Below are 16,379 nucleotides of genomic sequence, written 5' to 3'. Positions count from 1 at the left end.
GGCTGGCAACCCGGCGCAGAGGCCGGGCTAACAATCAGGATGCAGGGATTTTCAGATTCTGACCCAACATCACGTTGGTGGATTTCAGGTTATTCGCCTGGAGAATCGATTTTGGGCTGACGCCATAATGGGCGGCGATACTGCTCAGCGAGTCACCGCGCACCACTTTATGCCGTACCGGACGACGCGCCACTGGCGAAGCGGGCGCAGTGCGGCTTGCCGCGGCACTGGCAGGCACTTTCAACCGCTGACCGACCCAGACCACATCCCGCTTCAGGGTATTCATTTGCCGCAAGGTGGCCATGCTGACGCCATATTTCGCTGCAATCCCTGAGAGCGTTTCGCCGCGCGTCACGGTATGACGCTGAATAGCCCCCGTATACTGCGTCTCGCCGGTCGCCGGATTACTGGCTACGCTGACCGCTGGCGGCGTATCCAGCGGCCGGTTTTCCTCCTTTGGGACCGATTGTAGCGGGTGCGCCAGGAAATAAGCGCGCAGTCCTTTATATATCGACTGAGCAATCTTATCCTGGTGTGCGCTACTGCCGAGCAGTCGCTCCTCCGAGGCATTACTGATAAAACCGGTTTCCACCAGAAGCGAAGGAATATCCGGCGAACGTAACACGCCAAGGCTGGCATGCTCAGGTAAACGCTTGTGTAAGGACGTCACGCCACGCAGTTGCTGTATGACCTTTGTGGCGATGTCGTAGCCGACGCGCTGCGAGTGACCAAACTGCAAATCCAGTACGGCCTGACTCAGGTAAGGATCGGCCTGGCTGTTCGCCAGCAAATCACCGGCTCCACCTAAGAGCTCAGACTGTTTCTCTTTCTGTTCCAGCCAGTTGGCCATTTCACTGTTGGCACGACGGTTGGATAATACCCAGACCGAGGCTCCCGTTGCTGCATGACTCGGTGCCGCATCGGCGTGAATCGACACCAGTACGTTAGCATTTGCTTTACGCGCAACATCCGAGCGGCCCATCACAGAGATAAAATAGTCGCCATCACGGGTTAAAACGCCTTTAAACATCGGGTCGTCGTTTAACAGCACTTTCAGTTTGCGCGCGATGGCGATGGTGACGTTTTTCTCTTTAAGCCCATGCTGGCCTATCGCCCCAGGGTCCTGACCGCCGTGACCGGCATCAATCGCCACGATCACCGTATCATCCCGGTTGGCCACACCACCCGGACGAGCGGTGCTGTTGGTGTTGGTTACCGTGGTCACCGGATTAGCGTTAAACGGATTGCTGGCGGCGGTTTCCCGCGCACGCGATGGTTGTGCTTCCGTCGTGACAACAGGCGCACTGCGTGTGACGGCAGGACGTTTGCCCTGAATGGTGAAAACCACGCTGTAGTTATTACCATTACGTTGCGTGACGGCACGGGTTTTTCCCGACTGAGTCAGCTCAAAGACCAACCGTATGCTTTGTTTATCTTTCGGGGTACTGGTTCGAATGCGCTTAACGATGTTATCGCCACTAAACGTCAGCGGTAAGCCTTTAATGACACCGCTTTGGCGAATATCCAGCACCACGCGATCGGGATTGTGCAACGGAAAATAGGCGTAAATCGGCTGACCGGAAAAACTCAGCGTCACCGTGGCCTGATTTCCACCGTTTGATACCTGAATATCAGACAGATTCGCCGCAAAAAGAGGCCTGGCGATAAGTAGCAATCCTGCCAGTACAAGCATTTTCATCCATGACATCATGCCTGCGCCCTGCCTTGTTCAATCTGTTCAACCCAGCGCTGCCCCAGCGCGGAATGCGCTACCAGCTCGGCTTCACGTGCCTCATTGACGTAACGCAGCGTCAGCGCGACATCCGGCGGTGGCAAAATGCCTGCGCCCTGCTGAGGCCATTCGACCAGACAAATAGCGTCATTCGTGAAGTAGTCACGAATGCCCATGAATTCCAGCTCTTCTGGATCGGCAAGGCGATAGAGATCGAAATGATAGACGGAACGCCCCTCCAGAGCATAAGGCTCAACCAGGGTATAGGTCGGGCTTTTCACATTGCCCGCGTGACCGGATGCCTGCAAGAAACCGCGGCTGAATGTGGTCTTCCCCGCGCCGAGGTCGCCATAAAGATAGATCACCGCCGCATTGCCGCAGGCATGCGCCAGTTGAGCACCCAGTTCGAGTGTTGCCGCCTCATTGGGCAAAGGTATAACACAGCTCTTCATGCTTCTTGATTCATCTCTGGATTAACAAACTGCCACAGCAGATCAAATAAGTCTGATGCCAGCATGCCGCGCGTGCCCCGCTGCTCAGCCAACGTATCAGCGGCAGCACCTTGAACAACGCAACCTGCACAGGCAGCATCAAACAGCGCCAATTTTTGTCCCATTAACGAGGCAATAATACCGGTGAGCACATCACCCATACCACCCGATGCCATCCCGGCATTACCCACATCGGCAAAAGCCATTTGCCCGCTTTCACTGGCGATAATTGTGCCCGCACCTTTTAAGACAGCCACACCACCATAGCGTTTCGCCAGATCCCGAGCAGCTTGTAAGCGGTCACTTTCAATTTCGCTGGTTTTGACGCCCAGTAAGCGAGCAGCCTCACCAGGATGCGGCGTTATAATGCGATTCTGACGTTTCTCCGCGCTTATTGCCAGCAAGTTAAGTGCATCTGCATCCCAAAGCATGGGCTTTTCAGTGCTTTTAACCTTTTCGAGTGCCTTTTTGCCCCATTCCCGCTGTCCCAGCCCCGGCCCAATTGCGATAACGTCAGCCCACGCGAGTGCTTCATCCAGTCGCGCCTCGGTTAACGCATCCACCATGATCTCAGGGCGCGCAGTCAGGATGGGGAGAATATTATCTTTGTGAGTAAGTACTCGCACCAATCCACTTCCCGTGCGCAGTGCGGCTTCTGCCGACATCCGAATAGCGCCTGCCGTCCCGCTGTCGCCGCCAATCACCAGCAAACGGCCCTGATCGCCTTTATGGGATGTCGCCTTACGCGGTGTCAGCCAGTGAGACAGGAAACGCGCATCGTAGCGGGCCATGGGCGGCTGCTGTGCCGCCAGAAAACCCTGTAATCCCAGGTCGGCAAGGTAAAGCGATCCAATACAGTCACGGGCTTTGCCGGTAAGCTGCCCGGGTTTCAGCGCAATAACGCTTAACGTGTGCGTGGCATTCATGACGCTTCCCGGCGTATTTCCCGTTGCTGCAGACAGGCCGGAAGGAATGTCCACCGCCATCACCGGCGCGGCATGCACGTTTGCCTGGTCTATCAGCGTGGAAAAAGGGTCGCCGGGCGCACGGCTGATTCCCGTCCCCAGTAACGCATCGACGATAATATCGACCTTTTCGGGCCAGACCGCATGAGGCGCATGGATCTCACCGCCCGCTTCAAGCCAGCTGCTTCTGGCGGTTTCTGCTTCTTCAGGCAAGGGTTTGCTGCCTTCGCAGGCCAGCAGCGTTACCTGTTTGCCTGCGGCCTGTGCCAGCCTCGCAACGACGTAACCGTCGCCCCCGTTATTGCCGGGTCCACACAAAACCAGCCAGTGCTCTGCATCCGGCCAGTGCGCACGAATATGCTCATAGACCGCCTGGCCCGCACGTAACATCAGTTCATACAGGGTGATGCCGAGCGCATCTGCCCCCTCACGCTCAAGTTGCGCCAGTGCCTGCGCAGGCCAGACAGAGTGTGGTAAACTGTCGGCGTTTCTCTTCGAATTCTGGTTAGTCATGTCATACCCTCTCGATCTTGATCAACTCGCTCAACACATTAAACAGTGGGGACGCGATCTGGGCTTTCAGCAGGTCGGCATCGCCGACACCGATCTCAGCGCTGAAGAGCCGCGCCTGCAGGCCTGGCTGGACAAGCAGTACCATGGCGAGATGGAATGGATGGCACGCCACGGAATGATGCGTGCCCGTCCGCATGAACTGCTACCCGGTACGCTTCGGGTTATCAGTGTTCGCATGAACTATCTGCCTGCCAAAGCCGCTTTCGCCAGCACACTGAAAAATCCCCAGTTAGGTTATGTCAGCCGCTATGCGCTGGGCCGTGATTACCACAAAGTATTGCGCAATCGACTGAAAAAGCTTGGAGAAATGATTCAGGCCCACTGCGGTGAAAGCCATTTTCGGCCGTTTGTTGATTCTGCCCCCCTGCTTGAACGCCCTCTGGCGGTGAAGGCGGGATTAGGCTGGACTGGCAAGCACTCGCTCATTCTGAACCGGGAAGCGGGCTCATGGTTTTTCCTGGGTGAACTGCTGATTGACCTGCCCCTTCCCGTCGACACACCTCAGGAAGAACAATGTGGACGCTGCGTGGCCTGCATGACCATTTGCCCGACAGGGGCCATTGTCGCGCCCTATACGGTGGACGCCCGACGCTGCATCTCCTATCTGACGATTGAACTTGAAGGTGCCATCCCCGAAGCGTTGCGACCACTAATGGGGAACCGGATTTATGGTTGTGATGACTGCCAGCTCATCTGTCCCTGGAACCGTTATGGACAGTTGACAGATGAAGAGGATTTTTCACCTCGTGCAGCACTGCATGCGCCAGAGCTAACGGCGCTGTTTCAGTGGGATGAAGCCAAATTCCTGCGGATTACTGAAGGCTCTCCCATCCGCCGTATCGGCTATCAGCGCTGGTCACGCAATATTGCGGTGGCGCTGGGCAATGCGCCCTGGAGCACTGAGATCCTCAACGTACTTGAACAGCGACGAGGTGAAAGTGATTTGCTGGATGAGCATATTCAATGGGCTATTACTCAACAACAGGTTAAGCGGAAACGCGATGAGATTGACGTTCAACCCGCGCAGCAGAAAAGGCTGGTCAGGGCTGTTGAGAAGGGATTACCCCGTGATGCTTGATTGCGCAACGTTCGCAAGCTATAGATTTCCACATCCTGTGAATAAAAATAAAAACACCTTGTCATTCAATCGTAATAACACAAGTGACAGAATCAAATAACATAATGAAATATTATTAATTCTTTATATATCATACATTTAAATAAAATTTGTGTTATTTTGCAAATAAGGCTAGCGTCTGGCTTAATCCATAAAGCTGTGGATAACTCTGTTTAAAAAAGTTTTACGGAATGGCAAAAGTGGCGTGGACAGTAACCTGCCTGCTGTGGATAACTCTGATTGTCGTGCTGAAGATCTTCATTCAGCCTGTAACACTGAGACGAAGTAAGTGACAAAAAACTGGAGCGGGAAACGAGACTCGAACTCGCGACCCCGACCTTGGCAAGGTCGTGCTCTACCAACTGAGCTATTCCCGCATAGAAGGGCACTACTAAACACATTTTGGAGCGGGAAACGAGACTCGAACTCGCGACCCCGACCTTGGCAAGGTCGTGCTCTACCAACTGAGCTATTCCCGCATAGAGGGTACTGCTAAACATAATTTGGAGCGGGAAACGAGACTCGAACTCGCGACCCCGACCTTGGCAAGGTCGTGCTCTACCAACTGAGCTATTCCCGCGCCTTGTACCGTAATAAATTCTTCACCGGTACGGGGTGCGCATTATACGAGAAATCGCTGCTGCTGCAAGATGCTTACAGCAAAATTTTGCGCTTTTGATGCGTTTGCTGATAATTGCAGCAACCTGGCGATTTCCTGCGCACCCTTTGCGGTTTAAAGCTGCAAAAAGTGTTGGCGGTAGTACGCCAGCTCGGCAACAGACTCGCGAATATCATCTAAAGCCTGGTGCGATCCGCTCTTTTTGAAACCCGGAAGAATGTCTGGCTTCCAGCGACGAGCCAGTTCTTTCAGCGTGCTGACATCCAGATAACGGTAATGGAAATAGGCTTCCAGCTCCGGCATGTACTTAAACAGGAAACGGCGATCCTGCCCAATGCTGTTGCCGCAAATCGGGGACGTATTGGCTGGCACCCACTGCTGCAGGAATTCGATGGTCGCCTTTTCTGCTGCGCGATCGTCAATCTTGCTGGCCTTCACACGTTCCACTAAACCGCTATGAGTATGTGTACGGACGTTCCATTCGTCCATCAAGCCCAGCTGCGCATCTGACTGATGAACCGCCATGACCGGACCTTCTGCCAGAATGTTAAGGTCGGCGTCGGTAACGATAGTGGCAATCTCAATAATGCGATCGCGTTCCGGATCGAGTCCGGTCATTTCAAGGTCAATCCAAATTAGATTATTTTCGTTTCCAGTTGCCATGCTGTTACCTGTGGTTGCTGAGTCGTCATTCATCGTGAATAAGGTGTATCATAGACGTTTTGCCCCCCAGGGCGAAATCCAGCTAAACCAGTGAGGGTGAGTGAGTAAAAATAAACTGTCGAAAGGTCAACAACGTCGCGTCAGCGCTAACCACGATCGCCGTTTAAACCAGCGCAAAATGCGCCCGGAAGCGGACGATAATATGTTCGGTCAGGACGCAGAAGGCGTGGTGGTCAGCCGATTTGGCATGCATGCCGATGTCGAGGACAGTGCAGGCCTGACGCACCGTTGTAATATTCGCCGCACGATCCGCTCACTGGTCACAGGCGATCGCGTGGTGTGGCGTCCCGCGTTAAACGGCGGCAAAGGTATTGTTGAGGCTGTGCATGAGCGTACCAGCGTTCTGACGCGTCCCGACTTCTATGACGGCGTGAAACCCATTGCCGCGAACATCGATCAAATTATTATCGTGTCAGCCATTCTGCCAGAGCTGTCATTGAACATTATCGATCGCTACCTGGTGGCCAGCGAAACGCTGGATATTGAGCCCCTGCTGGTGCTGAACAAAATCGATCTGCTGGATGACAACGCACGTGCATTGGTTGATGAGCAGATGGAGATTTACCGCAAGATTGGTTATCGCGTCTTGATGGTTTCCAGCCATGCGAAAGATGGCCTGAATGCGCTGCAGAATGCGTTGACTGACCGGATAAGCATCTTTGCGGGTCAGTCTGGCGTAGGCAAATCCAGTCTGCTGAATGCCCTGCTCGGCTTCGACCAACAGAAAGAGACGGCTATTCTGACCAACGACGTTTCTGACGTATCCGGGCTGGGTCAACACACGACCACCGCATCCCGGCTTTATCATTTTCCAGAAGGCGGGGACGTTATTGATTCTCCCGGCGTACGTGAGTTTGGTTTGTGGCATCTTGAGCCGGAACAAATCACGCGTGGATTTGTCGAATTCCGTGCATTCTTAGGTGATTGTAAGTTTCGTGACTGCAAACATGACACCGATCCGGGCTGTGCGATTCGTGAAGCCGTTGAAAACGGAAAAATCGATCAATCTCGCTTCTATAACTACCACCGTATTCTGGAAAGCATGGCACAAATGAAAAGCCGGAAAAACTTCGCTGAGAGTGAAGATTAAGGCCCGTAACGACGTATTCGCCATCTGACTGGGGCGCTGTTACAATCCGCTCCCTTTTTGTCAATGTTATGAAAGATAGCCAGGAGGCTAGGGTGTTTGATCGTTTTAAACTCGGCTTGAATCACATTCTCCCAAAAAAATGGCTGACTGAACTTGCAGGTTGGGGAGCAAGCCGTCGCGGCGGCTGGCTGACAAAACTGGTCATTGATGGTTTTGTCTGGTACTACAAAGTCGATATGGCGGAAGCGCGTAAACCTGATACAGCCAGTTACCGCACCTTTAACGATTTTTTTGTGCGCCCGTTGAAAGACGATGCACGCCCGATCGATACCGATGCCAGCCTGATCGTCCTGCCTGCTGATGGCGCAATAAGCCAGCTCGGATGTATTGAAGGCGACCAGATTTTCCAGGCGAAAGGCCACTATTACACGATTGATGCCCTGCTGGCCGGTAATGAGCAAATGGCCGCCCAGTTTCGTGATGGCGCATTCGCCACCACCTATCTGGCCCCGCGCGATTATCACCGCGTACACATGCCATGTAACGGTATCCTGCGGGAAATGATCTACGTGCCCGGCGATCTTTACTCCGTTAATCCACTGACCGCGCGCAATATCCCTAATCTCTTTGCCCGTAACGAGCGCGTAATTTGTTACTTTGAGACCGATATGGGACCTATGGTGCAAATTCTGGTGGGTGCCACCATTGTCGGCAGCATTGAAACGGTTTGGGCGGGCACAGTGACGCCGCCACGCGAAGGGATTATCAAACGCTGGCATTACCCGGCAGCCGATCATGACGGTGCCGTCGTATTACTTAAAGGTCAGGAAATGGGCCGCTTCAAACTGGGTTCAACCGTTATCAATCTGTTTGCGCCTGGCAGGATCAAACTGGCAGAAAGCCTTGAGGCCGAAACTAAAGTTCGGTTGGGACAGCCTATGGCGATTGCCCTTCCACTGACGACTACCGCGCCTGACGCTGTCGAGTAGAACCTATGTTCGTGCGTTCGATCTTTTGTCTGCTGCTGAGCCTCTGGCTCAGCACCGCCACGCTAGCCGCCACTCTGCCTGATGCCAGCCAACTCAAACAGCAGTTGGAAGAGGTCAAAGCAGCGAAAAATTCCGCCTCGCAAACCGAGCAAATCCAGTCGCTGGAGGCCGCCCTTGCCTCACTTTCTGAACGCGATGATGCTATCGAACGCGCGCAACAGTACCAGCAGGTTATTGATGACTTCCCGCGCCTTGCCCGTGAGCTGAGGCAGCAGATCGCCACGCTTAACGACAACGCTAAGAGCGTGCGCAGCACTATGAGCAGCGCGGAGCTGGAACAAGAGATCCTGCAAATCAGCAGTCAATTGATCGAAGAAGGACGCCAGGCGCAGCAGGAGCAGGATCGCGCCAGGGAGATCAGTGACTCCTTGTCGCAGCTGCCGCAGCAGCAAACAGAAGCGCGCCGTGCGTTAACCGAGAGTGAGCGGCGCTTACAAAGCGCGGGCAGCGCTGCCACACCGGCCGGTCAGGCCCAGCTAGTGGCACGCCAGGCAGAAAATGCCGCGAACAAAGCCAAAGTGGATGAGTATGAGCTGGCGCAGCTGTCAGCAAATAATCGTCAGGAGCTGGCTCGCATGCGCGCCGAAGTTCATCAGCGCAAAGTGACCCAGCTCGATAATTATCTGCAGGCTTTGCGTAATCAGTTGAACGAACAACGTCAGCGCGAGGCGGAAACCGCGCTGGCACGGACGGAGCAGCTGGCGGAAAACAGCGGCGATTTACCGCCCGCGATTAGCGAGCAGTTTCGTGTTAACCGCGATTTATCTGGTGCGCTGAACCAGCAGGCGCAGCGCATGGATCTGGTCGCGTCGCAACAGCGCCTCGCGACGAATCAAATTATCCAGGTACGTCAGGCGCTGGCGACGTTACGGGAGCAGTCTCAATGGCTGGGCGCCTCTAACTTACTCGGTGATGCGCTTCGCGCGCAGGTTGCGCGTTTACCTGACATGCCGAAGTCGCAGCAGATCGACAATGAAATGGCACAGCTGCGCGTCCAGCGCCTGCATTATGAAGATCTGCTCGAACGTCAGAACGCACTGCGTAAAGCCCATCAGGCAGACGGGCAGCCTTTTACCAGTGACCAAAAGCGTATTCTGGATGCACAGTTAAAAACGCAGCGAGAACTGCTGAATTCCCTGATTTCTGGCTGCGATACGCTGATTCTGGAAATCACCAAACTTAAAGTTGCCAATACTCAGCTTCAGGATGCGTTAACCGAAGTTAAAGATGCCACGCATCGCTATCTGTTCTGGACGGCTGATGTTAGCCCTATTTCATTAAGCTATCCTCTGGACGTGGCGAAAGGCCTGTCCCATTTGCTGACCCTGGATACGCTGGGGCAGCTTGGCAAAGCCCTGGCGATGATGTTTACCAGTCGCAGCACCGTCTTACCCATTCTGGGTGCAGTGCTGCTGGTCGGTTTTAGCCTTAGCACACGTCGTCACTTCAATGCTTTTCTTGAGCGCTCAGCCAGCAAGGTCGGCAAGGTCACTCAGGATCGCTTCCGCCTGACCATCCGAACCGTGTTCTGGTCGATTCTGGTGGCGCTTCCGCTTCCCGTGCTTTGGGCAACTCTGGGATACGGCCTGCAAAATGCCTGGCCCTATCCTGTCGCTGTGGCCATTGGCGATGGCATCACAGCTACCCTGCCTCTGCTGTGGATATTCATGGTCAGCGCCCAGTTTGCCCGTTCTAACGGCCTGTTTATCGTGCACTTCCGCTGGCCGCAGGTGCGCGTGGCACGCGCGATGCGCTACTACTCATTGAGTATTGGCCTGATCGTGCCCTTGATCATGCTGCTGATAACTTTTGATAACCTCGACGATCGCCTGTTTTCAGCAACGCTTGGCCGGCTGTGTTTTATTTTAATCTGCGGTGCCCTGAGTATTGTCACGGTGAGCCTGAAGCGAGCGGGTATTCCGCTTTACCTTGATAAAGAAGGTAACGGCGAAAATATGATTAACCGCCTGCTGTGGAATATCATGATCGCCATTCCGTTGCTGGCGGCGCTGGCCTCAATGATTGGCTATCTTGAAACGGCTCAGGCGCTGCTGGCGCGTCTGGAAACCTCCGTGGCAATCTGGTTTTTCCTGCTGGTTATTTACCATATCATCCGCCGCTGGATGCTGATTCAACGGCGCAGGTTGGGTTTCGATCGCGCACGTCAGCGTCGGGCCGACATGCTGGCCAACCGCGCACGTAATGAAGAAGAAAAAGATCAGGCGCAAAACACTGACGTCATTGAAATTGAAGAGCCTGTGATCGATTTAGATGCAATCAGCGCCCAGTCACTGCGTCTGGTGCGTTCGATTCTGACGCTGATTGCACTGGTCTCATTTATTGTCCTGTGGTCAGAAATCCATTCTGCGTTTGGTTTCCTTGAGAATATCCGCTTATGGGATGTGAACACCTCCGTACAGGGCGTGGAAAGCATTCAACCTATTACGTTGGGTGCCGTCCTGATCGCCATTCTGGTGTTCGTGATTACTACGCAGTTGGTGCGTAATATGCCCGCCCTGCTTGAGCTGGCGCTGTTGCAGCATCTTGATTTGTCGCCAGGCACAGGTTATGCCATCACCACACTGACTAAATATCTGTTGTTGCTGATTGGTGGCTTGCTGGGCTTCTCATTGATTGGGATTGAATGGTCGAAGCTACAATGGCTGGTGACCGGCCTGGGCGTTGGCCTGGGATTTGGCCTGCAGGAGATTTTTGCGAATTTTATCTCCGGTCTGATTATCCTGTTTGAAAAACCCATTCGTATCGGCGATACCGTCACTATTCGCGATCTGACTGGCAGTATTACGCGCATTAACACCCGCGCCACCACAATTACCGACTGGGATCGCAAAGAGATTATTGTGCCCAATAAGGCCTTTATCACAGAACAGTTCGTTAACTGGTCGCTGTCAGACTCCGTCACCCGCGTGGTGCTGACCATCCCTGCGCCCGCGCAGGTAAGCAGCGAGGAGGTGACTACCTTGCTGAAACTGGCGGCTGAACGGTGCAGCTATGTCCTGGATACACCACCGCCGGAAGTCTTCCTGGTGGATTTGCAACAGGGCATACAGTTGTTTGAACTGCGTGTGCATGCGGCCGAGATGGGCCATCGCATGCCGCTTCGCCATGAATTACATCAGCTTATCCTGCATGGCTTTGCCGAACATGGCATTGAAATGCCGTTCCCACCGTTCCAGATGCGTGTCGAAACCTTAAGCAGAAAAAGCGCTGCCGGGACGGGGGCGCCAACAACGCGGACCTTCAGATCAGGCGGGTTGTAAAATAAAAAACGCCCGGTATGACCGGGCGTTTTCCTGTTTGGGCGGTGATATTATTGCTTCACAAACGCTTCGCCCTGGGCGATATCTTTTTTCAGGGTTTCCAACATGCCTTCCAGCGCCTGCTGCTCAAACGGACTCAGCGCACCGACAGCTTTATGCTCCGCGATACCGTTCTTACCCAACAGCAGCGGTTGCGAGAAGAAACGGGCATGCTCACCCTCGCCTTCAACGTAGGCACACTCCACAACATTCGCTTCGCCGTTTAAAGCACGGACCAGTGACAGACCAAAACGTGCGGCGGCCTGCCCCATAGATAACGTTGCTGAACCCCCGCCGGCCTTCGCTTCCACCACTTCTGTACCGGCATTCTGGATACGTTTGGTGAGATCTGCGACTTCCTGCTCGCTGAAGGTGACGCCAGGAACCTGAGACAGTAACGGCAGAATAGTGACACCGGAGTGCCCACCGATCACCGGGACTTCTACTTCGCCAGGTTTTTTACCTTTGAGTTCAGCCACAAAGGTGTTGGCGCGAATAATGTCCAGCGTCGTTACGCCAAACAGACGATTCTTGTCATAAACACCGTGTTTCTTCAGCACCTCAGCCGCAATCGCCACTGTGGTGTTAACAGGGTTGGTGATCACCCCAATCAACGCTTTAGGTGCCGTAGTGGCAACCTGCTCAATGAGATTACGTACAATGCCAGCATTGACGTTAAACAGATCGGCGCGATCCATACCGGGTTTGCGTGCAACCCCGGCGGAGATAAGCACGACATCAGCACCTTTTAAAGCGGGGGTGGCATCTTCTCCACTGAAACCCTTGACCTTAACCGCGGTAGGAATGTGGCTAAGATCGACCGCAACGCCCGGTGTAACGGGAGCAATGTCGTAGAGAGAAAGTTCTGAACCTGCGGGAAGCTGGGTTTTGAGTAGAAGTGCTAGCGCCTGGCCTATGCCACCAGCGGCACCGAGTACGGCAACTTTCATTCATAACTCCTTATTAAGATGGGGCAGAGAAAAGCAGAAATTCCATCTGTGTCAGACCTAAATCAACTGCTCAGGCGATGACGCGCATCCGCGACTATTTTACGTGCTTACGCACTTAATCTCCGGATTAAAAACGCACTTAATCATCTCACTATCTTCCTCACGCCGGATTGCAGTCAGATGGCAGACCTGTTCGTCCCGTCAGCATTACCCTGGGTAAGTGACATTCACAAATGCAGCCTTTCCACCCGGTAACCCTCCAGAGTGTGATCGATATAACCTGAGACCGACAATCTTGACGTCGGCAGACAGAGAACGGCAGTGTACATTTTTATTTTCTTACCTCATCAATAATATAACACCTTTGCAACCTTTGCCTTTTCAGGCTGTGAGCTGGGTTTTGGTCTGAGTAAATTCTTTGCTATTATCGCCGCCCGCGATGGATACCGCTTCGTACAATTAACAACCGATTGCATAAAAATTCATTTATATGCATAATAATGACTTTACTGCGGCCCGAACCGCGGTTTTTCTTACGTTTACTGGTAACTTATGCGAAACCCATCGAAACAAGACGATCTGATCAAAGCCTTCAAGGCTTTATTAAAAGAAGAAAAATTCAGTTCTCAGGGCGAAATTGTTCAGGCGCTGCAGGAAGACGGCTTTGAGAACATCAACCAGTCTAAAGTTTCTCGGATGCTGACAAAGTTTGGCGCGGTGCGCACCCGCAATGCCAAAATGGAAATGGTGTACTGTTTACCCGCCGAACTCGGGGTGCCTACCACGACCAGCCCTCTGAAGAATCTGGTTCTGGACATTGACTACAATGACGCGCTGGTGGTGATCCATACCAGTCCTGGTGCCGCACAGTTGATTGCTCGCCTGCTGGATTCTCTGGGTAAGTCCGAAGGTATTCTTGGCACCATTGCTGGTGATGACACTATCTTTATTACCCCAGCCCGCGCCTTTACCGTCAAACAACTTCACGACGCGATCCTTGTGCTGTTTGAACAAGAGTTGTAGTCGTTACGCCTGACCGGCAGCACACTGCCGGTTTACCCTGCCCTTTCTCTTTCATCCCTTCTCCAGACCATCGCTCGCCAAATACATTACTTTTCAATGAATTAACATTAAGCCGTGATGCTTTCAGAACAAGAAATATTGGTCATACCTTTTATGCAACTTACCATTACGCGCTATTTTACACTGCTTTACATTCAAATAGTGGCGCTATCACCCAGACCAAAATAGTTAAGCAGTCAGATCGACCATGATTTTTCGCACTAAAAGTTAAAGTCACGCATCTTACTGTTTTTATGCGTAATTACCTGCCTGAGATAGGTTTTTCACCAATTTTAATAACTTTTGGTTATAAAAAAATCCCATAAGGTTAAATTGAGTCAACAAAACATTATTAGGCAGGTATTAATTTCTTCCGTTATTAGTCCTATACTTACTTTCGTGATGTGAATCACACTAATAAAAAAGAAGAACAACCACGACGAGGACATCTTTTTATGAAAATTAAAACTACCATCGCTGCCTTAAGCATTTTATCTGCCCTGTCATTCGGCGCTTCAGCAGCAGATTATATCTCTGCTTCGCAAGCACAGAATCTGCAATCTGTCGGCACAGTCAGTGTCAGTGGTGTGGCCGGTGCGCCATCCGATATCAGACAGCAACTGAGCGATAAAGCCGATCAGCAAGGTGCAAAAGCCTTCCGTGTTATTGAGGCCTACAACGATGGCAACTATCACGCGACCGCTGAGCTGTACAAATAAAATCGTTGGTACTGACAGGTAACCAGCTGCTATCCACGCGTTCGCTGGTTAAACATTATTACCGGAGAATGAATCATGAAAACCCAATTAACGATTGCCGCGCTGAGCCTGGCTTCACTGCTCTCTTTTGGTGCTAACGCCGCCAGCATGGTAACGAATCAACAGGCGCAGGATATGAACCTGCAGCCGCTGAATCAAACAATTAGCGTGAGTGGTATCAACGGCGACCAGACCAATATTCGCCAGGTCCTGTCGCAGAAAGCCGATGCACAAGGTGCAGGCCACTATCGCGTCATTGAGAACAACCGTGACGATACCTTCCACGTCACCGCTGAACTGTACAAATAAGCTATCCGCGGCCAGGCGGCCGCCCCTGACAAGATCGACGACCCGCTCTATGTTATTCATTCCGCAGGTTGTTGATATAAATGAGGAAAAATCATGAAAATCAAAGCAACCATCGCAACTGTTAGTCTGCTCTCCGTAATGACTTTTGGCGCTTCCGCAGCGCAACTCGTGACAGCAGACCAAACGCAGAACTTGCAACCTGTGGGAACCGTAAGCATCAGTGGCGTTGCAGGTGCCCCTGTCGACTACCGTTCACAGCTGTCTCAGAAGGCAGATGAACAAGGTGCCAGCGCTTATAAAATTATCGAAGCGAACACCGGTGACAGCTATCACATCACCGCGCAGCTGTATAAATAGTTCCTCGTCTTAAGTATGACGAACCCTTTAGCCCCGCTCGCCGGGGCTTTTTTTATGTCCGTCAAACAGAGAAAGTCCGGCATTTGTCACGATCCATGCCGGGAACCCGAAGCCGTTCTGGCAGCATAAAAGGGGTTATCGCGGTGTTCAGGGATGTCAGTAGGCAGATATCGCGAGGCGGTGGCGGAAAGCCGTTCATGACCGCCGATACGATCAGCACGCCAGCGGCTAACAGAGAGAAACGTTAGTGAGAAAGCTGTGTCAGATCCTCGTCGGACAGCCCTGTCATTGTGATGACGGTGCTGCGATCGAGTCCACTTTTCAGCATGGTGTGAGCGATTTTAAGTGCGGCGGCACGTTCACCCTCACTGCGTCCTTTCTCAAGACCACGTTGTTCACCGAGCTGAATACCTTGCTCGAGGCCTTTCTCAATGCCTTTCTGCTCAAGTTGCTGGGCAATGGTCATTAGTGCGTCCCCGTGTTGCGGCACTCGCTGTGCCAAATTACGTAAAAAAGCGTCGGCATCAGACGCTTCACCCGCCTGCACGATATAGTGTACCAACGATATAACCTGTGATGAAGAAAGATATCCGGTGAGTAAAACAGGGGCCAGTTTATCAATCAGCTCAGCCAGATCGCGTTGATGGATATGCTTCTGCAGTAATGTCAGCGCGGCCATGCTGCGATGACCGACAATATCATCATCCGGTATGACGGTAACATCCACCAGCGGGAAGGCGCTACCGTACAGCTTAGCGGCGAGCGCAGGTGTTGTGAATTCGTCCAGCCATCGGGTACTGAAAGGGTAAGGACTACGTTTACCACTGTAGAATAAAACCGGTATCACGAGTGGGATCGTTTTATATCCCGCATCAAGATGGCGCTGCATGGCCGCTATTGCATAGCGCATCATCCTGAATGCCATATGCCTGTCCGGAGAAGACTGATGTTCAATCAGCACATGGATATATCCCTCATCGCGGCGCGTGGTTTTTAAGCTGTAAAGCACATCACTAAAATACTGACGTAGATCCTCTTCAACAAAAGATCCTGACTCCAGCTTCAGCGTGCTCAGATCGCAAATAGCGAGAAACTCTGCTGGAAGATGCAGTTCCATAAAATCACGCGCGATGGCGGGCTGAGACAGAAACTGCCGGAATGTCGCGTCGTGGGGCGTGAGTGGGCTTTTTTTTCTTTTCATTTAACCTGACCAGACCATAACGGGCGCAGGTTATCACGCTCTAAAAATTTGAAGAGAAACCAA

14 protein-coding genes and 3 tRNA genes are annotated in these 16,379 nt (G+C 52.7%); 8 read left to right on the top strand and 9 right to left on the bottom strand.

Annotated features, from left to right (window positions below):
- Positions 1-34: 34 nt before the first annotated feature.
- From amiB to nnr, 3 genes are read right to left on the bottom strand one after another with little or no spacing between them, the layout of a single operon-like run.
- On the bottom strand, positions 35-1,711 hold the full coding sequence (gene amiB / locus FBY13_RS18305; protein WP_145394829.1) for an N-acetylmuramoyl-L-alanine amidase AmiB: 1,677 nt from the start codon (positions 1,709-1,711) through the stop codon (positions 35-37).
- Positions 1,708-2,184, bottom strand: coding sequence for a tRNA (adenosine(37)-N6)-threonylcarbamoyltransferase complex ATPase subunit type 1 TsaE (gene tsaE, locus FBY13_RS18300; RefSeq protein ID WP_096011250.1), 477 nt, complete (start codon positions 2,182-2,184; stop codon positions 1,708-1,710). Before tsaE ends, amiB begins: the two co-directional genes overlap by 4 nt.
- Positions 2,181-3,701 (bottom strand): bifunctional ADP-dependent NAD(P)H-hydrate dehydratase/NAD(P)H-hydrate epimerase, encoded by a 1,521-nt coding sequence (gene nnr / locus FBY13_RS18295; RefSeq protein WP_145394828.1) that lies wholly within the window; start codon positions 3,699-3,701, stop codon positions 2,181-2,183. Before nnr ends, tsaE begins: the two co-directional genes overlap by 4 nt.
- Here nnr and queG point away from each other — a divergent pair.
- Positions 3,700-4,839, top strand: coding sequence for a tRNA epoxyqueuosine(34) reductase QueG (gene queG / locus FBY13_RS18290; protein ID WP_145394827.1), 1,140 nt, complete (start codon positions 3,700-3,702; stop codon positions 4,837-4,839). The genes nnr and queG overlap by 2 nt on opposite strands.
- Before the next feature lie 340 nt (positions 4,840-5,179).
- On the opposite strand, the gene FBY13_RS18285 is transcribed toward queG, so the two are convergent.
- The 4 genes from FBY13_RS18285 to orn all read right to left on the bottom strand — a co-directional run bounded on the left by FBY13_RS18285 (position 5,180) and on the right by orn (position 6,160).
- Positions 5,180-5,255, bottom strand: a tRNA-Gly gene (locus FBY13_RS18285).
- A gap of 26 nt (positions 5,256-5,281) precedes the next feature.
- Positions 5,282-5,357: transfer RNA gene (locus FBY13_RS18280), tRNA-Gly, on the bottom strand.
- Between the two features lie 25 nt (positions 5,358-5,382).
- A tRNA-Gly gene (locus FBY13_RS18275) sits at positions 5,383-5,458 on the bottom strand.
- Between the two features lie 153 nt (positions 5,459-5,611).
- Complete coding sequence (orn, locus tag FBY13_RS18270; RefSeq protein ID WP_063881043.1) at positions 5,612-6,160, bottom strand: oligoribonuclease; 549 nt, start codon at positions 6,158-6,160, stop codon at positions 5,612-5,614.
- Between the two features lie 100 nt (positions 6,161-6,260).
- On the opposite strand from orn, the gene rsgA reads away from it, so the two are divergent.
- From rsgA to mscM, 3 genes are all read left to right on the top strand, one after another.
- Complete coding sequence (gene rsgA / locus FBY13_RS18265; RefSeq protein WP_063877419.1) at positions 6,261-7,310, top strand: small ribosomal subunit biogenesis GTPase RsgA; 1,050 nt, start codon at positions 6,261-6,263, stop codon at positions 7,308-7,310.
- Between the two features lie 92 nt (positions 7,311-7,402).
- Positions 7,403-8,299: an archaetidylserine decarboxylase gene (gene asd / locus FBY13_RS18260; RefSeq protein WP_145394826.1), complete on the top strand. Its 897-nt coding sequence runs from the start codon at positions 7,403-7,405 to the stop codon at positions 8,297-8,299.
- 5 nt (positions 8,300-8,304) lie between these two features.
- Complete coding sequence (gene mscM, locus FBY13_RS18255) at positions 8,305-11,640, top strand: miniconductance mechanosensitive channel MscM (protein ID WP_186440836.1); 3,336 nt, start codon at positions 8,305-8,307, stop codon at positions 11,638-11,640.
- A gap of 50 nt (positions 11,641-11,690) precedes the next feature.
- Here mscM and mdh read toward each other — a convergent pair whose 3' ends face one another.
- Positions 11,691-12,629 carry a malate dehydrogenase gene (gene mdh / locus FBY13_RS18250; protein ID WP_145394825.1) on the bottom strand — a complete coding sequence of 313 codons (939 nt, stop codon included), beginning with the start codon at positions 12,627-12,629 and terminating at the stop codon, positions 11,691-11,693.
- 552 nt (positions 12,630-13,181) lie between these two features.
- Between mdh and argR the strand changes: the two genes are divergently transcribed.
- The 4 genes from argR (at position 13,182) to yhcN (FBY13_RS18230) (ending at position 15,115) form a co-directional block, all read left to right on the top strand.
- The gene (gene argR, locus FBY13_RS18245) at positions 13,182-13,652 is read left to right on the top strand and encodes a transcriptional regulator ArgR (RefSeq protein WP_013027416.1); all 471 of its coding nucleotides are present in this window, start codon (positions 13,182-13,184) and stop codon (positions 13,650-13,652) included.
- 494 nt (positions 13,653-14,146) lie between these two features.
- Positions 14,147-14,410: a peroxide/acid stress response protein YhcN gene (gene yhcN / locus FBY13_RS18240; RefSeq protein WP_063877422.1), complete on the top strand. Its 264-nt coding sequence runs from the start codon at positions 14,147-14,149 to the stop codon at positions 14,408-14,410.
- Positions 14,411-14,485: 75 nt separating this feature from the next.
- The gene (locus FBY13_RS18235) at positions 14,486-14,758 is read left to right on the top strand and encodes a YdgH/BhsA/McbA-like domain containing protein (protein ID WP_063877423.1); all 273 of its coding nucleotides are present in this window, start codon (positions 14,486-14,488) and stop codon (positions 14,756-14,758) included.
- Between the two features lie 93 nt (positions 14,759-14,851).
- Positions 14,852-15,115 carry a peroxide/acid stress response protein YhcN gene (gene yhcN, locus FBY13_RS18230; RefSeq protein WP_063877424.1) on the top strand — a complete coding sequence of 88 codons (264 nt, stop codon included), beginning with the start codon at positions 14,852-14,854 and terminating at the stop codon, positions 15,113-15,115.
- Between the two features lie 244 nt (positions 15,116-15,359).
- Here the strand turns inward: yhcN (FBY13_RS18230) and FBY13_RS18225 are convergent, their stop codons facing one another.
- Complete coding sequence (locus tag FBY13_RS18225) at positions 15,360-16,316, bottom strand: Rpn family recombination-promoting nuclease/putative transposase (protein ID WP_096011257.1); 957 nt, start codon at positions 16,314-16,316, stop codon at positions 15,360-15,362.
- Positions 16,317-16,379 lie beyond the last annotated feature (63 nt).

It is taken from the genome of Pantoea sp. SJZ147, assembly GCF_007828605.1.
GTDB classification, from domain to species: domain Bacteria; phylum Pseudomonadota; class Gammaproteobacteria; order Enterobacterales; family Enterobacteriaceae; genus Pantoea; species Pantoea allii.
The sequence above is the reverse complement of the archived record's forward strand: the minus strand, read 5'-3'. Positions and strand labels throughout refer to the sequence as shown.

What these genes read in the sequence shown, in the direction of transcription:
- yhcN (WP_063877424.1), top strand. Translation starts at nt 14,852, where the DNA reads ATGAAAATCAAAGCAACCATCGCAACTGTTAGTCTGCTCTCCGTAATG.
- amiB (WP_145394829.1), bottom strand. Translation starts at nt 1,711, where the DNA reads ATGATGTCATGGATGAAAATGCTTGTACTGGCAGGATTGCTACTTATC.
- mdh (WP_145394825.1), bottom strand. Translation starts at nt 12,629, where the DNA reads ATGAAAGTTGCCGTACTCGGTGCCGCTGGTGGCATAGGCCAGGCGCTA.
- tsaE (WP_096011250.1), bottom strand. Translation starts at nt 2,184, where the DNA reads ATGAAGAGCTGTGTTATACCTTTGCCCAATGAGGCGGCAACACTCGAA.
- nnr (WP_145394828.1), bottom strand. Translation starts at nt 3,701, where the DNA reads ATGACTAACCAGAATTCGAAGAGAAACGCCGACAGTTTACCACACTCT.
- argR (WP_013027416.1), top strand. Translation starts at nt 13,182, where the DNA reads ATGCGAAACCCATCGAAACAAGACGATCTGATCAAAGCCTTCAAGGCT.
- yhcN (WP_063877422.1), top strand. Translation starts at nt 14,147, where the DNA reads ATGAAAATTAAAACTACCATCGCTGCCTTAAGCATTTTATCTGCCCTG.
- queG (WP_145394827.1), top strand. Translation starts at nt 3,700, where the DNA reads ATGTCATACCCTCTCGATCTTGATCAACTCGCTCAACACATTAAACAG.
- mscM (WP_186440836.1), top strand. Translation starts at nt 8,305, where the DNA reads ATGTTCGTGCGTTCGATCTTTTGTCTGCTGCTGAGCCTCTGGCTCAGC.
- FBY13_RS18235 (WP_063877423.1), top strand. Translation starts at nt 14,486, where the DNA reads ATGAAAACCCAATTAACGATTGCCGCGCTGAGCCTGGCTTCACTGCTC.
- orn (WP_063881043.1), bottom strand. Translation starts at nt 6,160, where the DNA reads ATGGCAACTGGAAACGAAAATAATCTAATTTGGATTGACCTTGAAATG.
- FBY13_RS18225 (WP_096011257.1), bottom strand. Translation starts at nt 16,316, where the DNA reads ATGAAAAGAAAAAAAAGCCCACTCACGCCCCACGACGCGACATTCCGG.